Annotated in this window: 9 protein-coding genes; 7 read left to right on the top strand and 2 right to left on the bottom strand. The window is 67.3% G+C overall.

Annotated elements, in window-relative coordinates; genetic code table 11:
- Positions 1-958 (bottom strand): flotillin family protein (locus Q2100_RS18195; RefSeq protein WP_302915192.1); only part of this gene is annotated, 958 nt, incomplete at its 3' end.
- A gap of 3 nt (positions 959-961) precedes the next feature.
- Positions 962-1,528 (bottom strand): NfeD family protein, encoded by a 567-nt coding sequence (locus tag Q2100_RS18190; protein WP_407667648.1) that lies wholly within the window; start codon positions 1,526-1,528, stop codon positions 962-964.
- Between the two features lie 317 nt (positions 1,529-1,845).
- Here Q2100_RS18190 and infA point away from each other — a divergent pair, with 317 nt between their 5' ends.
- The 7 genes from infA to rplQ form a co-directional block, all read left to right on the top strand.
- Positions 1,846-2,067: a translation initiation factor IF-1 gene (infA, locus tag Q2100_RS18185; protein WP_003418601.1), complete on the top strand. Its 222-nt coding sequence runs from the start codon at positions 1,846-1,848 to the stop codon at positions 2,065-2,067.
- 29 nt (positions 2,068-2,096) lie between these two features.
- A complete protein-coding gene (gene rpmJ / locus Q2100_RS18180) occupies positions 2,097-2,210 on the top strand; it encodes a 50S ribosomal protein L36 (protein WP_003879483.1) in 114 nt (37 codons plus the stop codon).
- Between the two features lie 184 nt (positions 2,211-2,394).
- Complete coding sequence (gene rpsM / locus Q2100_RS18175) at positions 2,395-2,769, top strand: 30S ribosomal protein S13 (protein WP_264011142.1); 375 nt, start codon at positions 2,395-2,397, stop codon at positions 2,767-2,769.
- A 6-nt stretch (positions 2,770-2,775) separates the two neighbouring features.
- Entirely contained in the window at positions 2,776-3,192 is a 417-nt protein-coding gene (gene rpsK / locus Q2100_RS18170; RefSeq protein WP_264011143.1) for a 30S ribosomal protein S11, read from the top strand.
- 14 nt (positions 3,193-3,206) lie between these two features.
- Entirely contained in the window at positions 3,207-3,812 is a 606-nt protein-coding gene (gene rpsD, locus Q2100_RS18165) for a 30S ribosomal protein S4 (protein WP_264011144.1), read from the top strand.
- A gap of 81 nt (positions 3,813-3,893) precedes the next feature.
- Positions 3,894-4,946, top strand: coding sequence for a DNA-directed RNA polymerase subunit alpha (locus tag Q2100_RS18160; RefSeq protein ID WP_302915190.1), 1,053 nt, complete (start codon positions 3,894-3,896; stop codon positions 4,944-4,946).
- A 59-nt stretch (positions 4,947-5,005) separates the two neighbouring features.
- Positions 5,006-5,430, top strand: a 425-nt coding sequence (gene rplQ / locus Q2100_RS18155) for a 50S ribosomal protein L17 (protein ID WP_302915189.1), incomplete at its 3' end; no start/stop codon positions are given.

The raw sequence follows: 5,430 nt of genomic DNA, 5'->3' as shown, positions 1-5,430 counted from the left end.
CGATGTCGGCCGCCCGCTGCGCCTCCGCCGGCGCGATGACGTCGGCCTGCAGCGCCGCCTTGGCCTGCTCGGCGCGACGTTGCTCCACCTCGATGCGGGCCTCCACGCGGGCGGCCTCCGCCTGCTCGGTGGCGATGCCGACGTCCTTCTGGGCGCGTGCGTTCGCCAGCGGCCCCGCCATGTCGGCCTGGGCGTTCTCGGCCTCGGTCTGGGCGCGCAGGCGGGCCAGTTCGACGTCGCGCTTCTGATTGGCGGACGCGATCGCGGTGTCGGCCTCGGCTTGGGCCACCGAACCGGCCTGGCGGGCCTTGGCCGACTGAATCTGGGCGTCGCGCTCTGCCTCGGCGGTGCCGATGGCGGCGTCGCGCTTGACCTCGGCGATACGGCGCTGGCCGAGGGATTCCAGGTAGGCGTTGCGGTCGGAGATGCCGGCGATCTTGAGGACGTCGACCTCCATGCCGATGCGGGCGAGGTCGCCGCCTGCTTCGTCGACCACGCTGCGCGCCAGGGTGTCGCGGTTGGAGTTGAGGTCCTCGACGGTCATCGTGGCGGTGATGCCGCGCAGGCTGCCCGCCAGGATCTCGTTGATCTGCCGCTGCAGCTCGTTGAGGTCCGAGGTGAGGAAGCGCTGCACCGCCGTCTGCACGGCCTCCTCCGACGAGCCGATGCGGACCAGCCCGACCGCCTCGACGTTGACCGGGACGCCGTTGTTGGACAGCGCGTTCTGCAGGTTGATGCTGACGTTGAACGGTTCGAGGCTCATGATGTCGACGCGTTCGATCCCCGGCACGCGGAATCTGGCGCCGCCGCGGACCACCTTCGGGGTGCCGCGGCCGGTGAAGACGGCCACCTCGTTGGGCGGCACCTTGATGTAGTTCTTCACGTAGATCAGCGGGAGCGCGACGAACAGCAGCAGCGCCGCGATCACCGCGACGATCACGATCATCAGCACGGACATGGGTCAGAACCTTTCGGACGGATGGTCGAGATCGGGGACGGCGACGACGTGGACGTAGTCGGCGTCGACGTCGGCGATGTAGACCTGGGTGGACTTGGGCAGTGCCGCCGGCTCGTCGCTGCGGGCCTTGGATCGCACCCGGTTTCCGTCGGCGTCGACGAACGACACCTCGCCCCAGCCTTCGGGCGGCACCTCGAGGGTGACGGTGCCGAGCAGGCCGATGTAGGAGGAGCGGCCGCGGTGGGAGTTGGCCTCCTGGCGGCGGAGGTAGGGCAGCAGCACGCCCTGCAGCAGCGCAACGAGGACGATGGCGGCGCCGCCGGCGACCAGCGCGGAGCCGAACCCGGGCAGGCCGGCCCATTCGCCGATCAGCCCGCCCGCGCCAGCGCCGAGCACCGCCGCCGACAGCCCGGTCAGGCTGAGGAACGGCATGCCGTCGCCGCTGCCCACCTCGGCGAACAGCAGCGCCGACAGCACCGCGACGGCCCCGACGACGAACGCCGCGAGGTACACAGCGGTCACGGGATCCTCCGGGCGGACGGGTACGGCAACAGGGTGATCATGGTCCATTCTCGGTGCCCGCGGACGCGTCTCGCGCATCAATTGCGGCGAACCACGTACGCTCGCGTCGCGACGGCGCACGCTTGGTCGTCGCACCGGCCGGTCGGCGGCGGCGACCGCACACGAGGTGCGGCTGCGCCGCTGGTCGGACGATTTTGGGGCGGGCGGCCGAGCGGGTAGTATTGACCAACGGTGCGGCAGCCGCGCCGACTCTTGCGTGCCCCTGGTTTGGAATATCCGACTACTGGCTCACGTTGTAGTCGATTCGATTGCTGCGCCGAACGGCGCCAATACCAAGACAGGACACGGAGGACTTCCGAGAACTCATGGCCAAGAAAGACGGTGCCATAGAGGTCGAGGGCCGCGTGGTCGAACCCCTGCCCAATGCGATGTTCCGCATTGAGCTGGAGAACGGACACAAGGTGCTCGCCCACATCAGCGGCAAGATGCGGCAGCACTACATCCGCATCCTGCCCGAGGACCGCGTCGTGGTGGAGCTGTCTCCCTACGACCTGTCCCGGGGCCGCATCGTTTACCGCTACAAGTAAGCCCGAGACAGAAGAAGGATCGATAAGCCGTGAAGGTGAACCCGAGCGTCAAGCCCATTTGCGATAAGTGCAGGGTGATCCGCCGGCATGGGCGGGTCATGGTGATCTGCTCCGATCCGCGACACAAGCAGCGCCAGGGCTGATCCGCCCCGGCGGCTGCGCCGCAGTACCTCACAACTGAATGCTGACCTCCCAGCACCACCGAGCGGATACGCCGCTCGATCACGTCCGGTCGGAGGCCGGACCCCGACTACACCGTCGATTCATCGGCAGTAGCAGGGAACGGGCTGGGAAAAGACCTCCGCAAAGAGAAGGAATGGCACACCCATGGCCCGATTGATGGGCGTCGATCTGCCACGCGACAAGCGCATGGAGATCGCACTCACTTACATCTACGGCATCGGCCGTACCAAGTCGCAGGAGATCCTGTCGGCCACTGGTATCGACCGCGACCACCGCACCAAGGACCTGACCGACGACCAGGTCACCCAGCTGCGCGACTACATCGAAGCCAACATCAAGGTGGAGGGCGACCTGCGCCGCGAGGTTCAGGCAGACATCCGCCGCAAGATCGAGATCGGCTGCTACCAGGGCCTGCGGCACCGCCGTGGCCTGCCGGTGCGCGGCCAGCGGACCAAGACCAACGCGCGTACCCGCAAGGGCCCCAAGCGCACCATCGCCGGCAAGAAGAAGGCCAGGTAACCCCAGATGCCACCTGCGAAGAAGGCCGCGGCCGGTCCCAAGAAGGGCCAGAAGACCCGCCGCCGGGAAAAGAAGAACGTCCCGCACGGCGCCGCGCACATCAAGAGCACGTTCAACAACACCATCGTGTCGATCACCGATCCCCAGGGCAACGTCATCGCCTGGGCGTCCTCGGGTCACGTCGGCTTCAAGGGGTCGCGTAAGTCGACGCCGTTCGCCGCTCAGCTGGCCGCCGAGAACGCGGCCCGCAAGGCGCAGGAGCACGGTGTGAAGAAGGTCGACGTGTTCGTCAAGGGTCCGGGTTCGGGCCGCGAGACCGCCATCCGATCGCTGCAGGCCGCCGGCCTCGAGGTCGGTGCCATTTCCGATGTCACGCCGCAGCCGCACAACGGTTGCCGTCCGCCCAAGCGGCGCCGGGTCTAGAAGGGATCTGACCAATGGCTCGTTATACCGGACCCGCCACCCGCAAGTCCCGCCGTCTCGGCGTCGACCTGGTCGGTGGAGATCAGTCCTTCGAGAAGCGCCCCTACCCGCCCGGCCAGCACGGCCGCGCGCGGATCAAGGAGAGCGAGTACCGCCAGCAGCTGCAGGAGAAGCAGAAGGCCCGCTTCACCTACGGCGTGATGGAGAAGCAGTTCCGCCGTTACTACGAAGAGGCCAACCGCGTCGCGGGCAAGACCGGCGAGAACCTGCTCCAGATCCTGGAGAGCCGGCTCGACAACGTCGTGTACCGCGCCGGGCTCGCCCGGACCCGCCGCATGGCGCGTCAGCTGGTCAGCCACGGCCACTTCACCGTCAACGGTGTCAAGGTCGACATCCCGAGCTACCGGGTGTCGCAGTACGACATCATCGACGTCAAGGACAAGTCGGTGAACACCGATCCGTTCGTGATCGCGCGGGAGACCGCGGGTGACCGTCCGATCCCGTCGTGGCTGCAGGTCGTCGGCGAGCGTCAGCGCATCCTGGTGCACCAGTTGCCGGAGCGCGCGCAGATCGACGTGCCGCTCGCCGAGCAGCTCATCGTCGAGTTCTACTCGAAGTAACACCCTGCGCGCCCGATCCCGGGCGTCGCAGTTCACTGACCGGCATCAAATAGCGGATGCCGAGAAGGAGATAGAAACACCATGCTGATTTCTCAGCGCCCCACACTGTCCGAAGAGACGGTTGCCGAGAACCGGTCGCGGTTCGTCATCGAGCCGCTGGAGCCGGGCTTCGGCTACACGCTTGGCAACTCGCTCCGGCGCACCCTGCTGTCGTCCATCCCGGGCGCCGCGGTCACCAGCATCCGCATCGACGGTGTGCTGCACGAGTTCACCACCGTGCCGGGGGTCAAGGAAGACGTCACCGACATCATCCTGAACCTCAAGGGCCTGGTCGTGTCGTCCGAGGAGGACGAGCCGGTGACCATGTACCTGCGCAAGCAGGGTCCGGGCGAGGTCGCCGCGGGTGACATCGTGCCGCCCGCCGGCGTCACGGTGCACAACCCCGACATGCACATCGCCACCCTCAACGACAAGGGCAAGCTCGAGGTCGAGCTCGTCGTCGAGCGCGGCCGCGGCTACGTCCCCGCCGTGCAGAACAAGGCGTCGGGCGCCGAGATCGGCCGCATCCCGGTCGACTCGATCTACTCGCCGGTGCTCAAGGTCACCTACAAGGTGGAGGCGACCCGCGTCGAGCAGCGCACCGACTTCGACAAGCTGATCCTCGACGTCGAGTCGAAGAACTCGATCACCCCGCGGGACGCGCTGGCCTCGGCCGGCAAGACCCTCGTCGAGTTGTTCGGTCTGGCACGGGAACTCAACGTCGAGGCCGAGGGCATCGAGATCGGGCCGTCGCCGGCCGAGGCCGACCACATCGCCAGCTTCGCGCTGCCGATCGACGACCTCGACCTGACGGTGCGGTCCTACAACTGCCTCAAGCGCGAGGGTGTGCACACGGTGGGCGAGCTCGTGGCCCGCACGGAGTCCGATCTGCTGGACATCCGCAACTTCGGCCAGAAGTCCATCGACGAGGTGAAGATCAAGCTGCACCAGCTGGGTCTCTCGCTGAAGGACAGTCCTGCCACGTTCGATCCCTCGGAGGTCGCCGGTTACGACGCCGCGACCGGCACCTGGAACAGCGACGCAGGTTACGACCTGGACGCCGACCAGGACTTCGCCGAGACCGAACAGCTCTAAGAACATCCGTCCCGGTCCTACCTGATACGGGGGCCGGCCCCATTTAGGAGATAGTCGCCATGCCCAAGCCCACGAAGGGCGCTCGCCTCGGCGGGTCGTCGTCGCACCAGAAGGCGCTGCTGGCCAACCTGGCCACCTCGCTCTTCGAGCACGGCCGCATCAAGACGACCGAGCCCAAGGCGAGGGCATTGCGGCCCTACGCGGAGAAGCTGATCACCCATGCCAAGAAGGGCACGCTGCACAACCGGCGTGAGGTGATGAAGAAGATCCGCGACAAGGACGTGGTGCACTCGCTGTTCGCCGAGATCGGCCCGTTCTTCGCCGACCGCAACGGTGGCTACACCCGGATCATCAAGGTGGAGGCACGGAAGGGCGACAACGCCCCGATGGCCGTCATCGAGCTGGTGCGGGAGACCACTGTCACCTCGGAGGCCAACCGGGCCCGCCGGTCGGGCGGCTCCAAGGCCGCTCCGGTGGCCGCCGC

Source organism: Mycolicibacterium arseniciresistens (genome assembly GCF_030519285.1).
In the GTDB taxonomy this organism is placed as follows: domain Bacteria; phylum Actinomycetota; class Actinomycetes; order Mycobacteriales; family Mycobacteriaceae; genus Mycobacterium; species Mycobacterium arseniciresistens.
The sequence above is the reverse complement of the archived record's forward strand: the minus strand, read 5'-3'. Positions and strand labels throughout refer to the sequence as shown.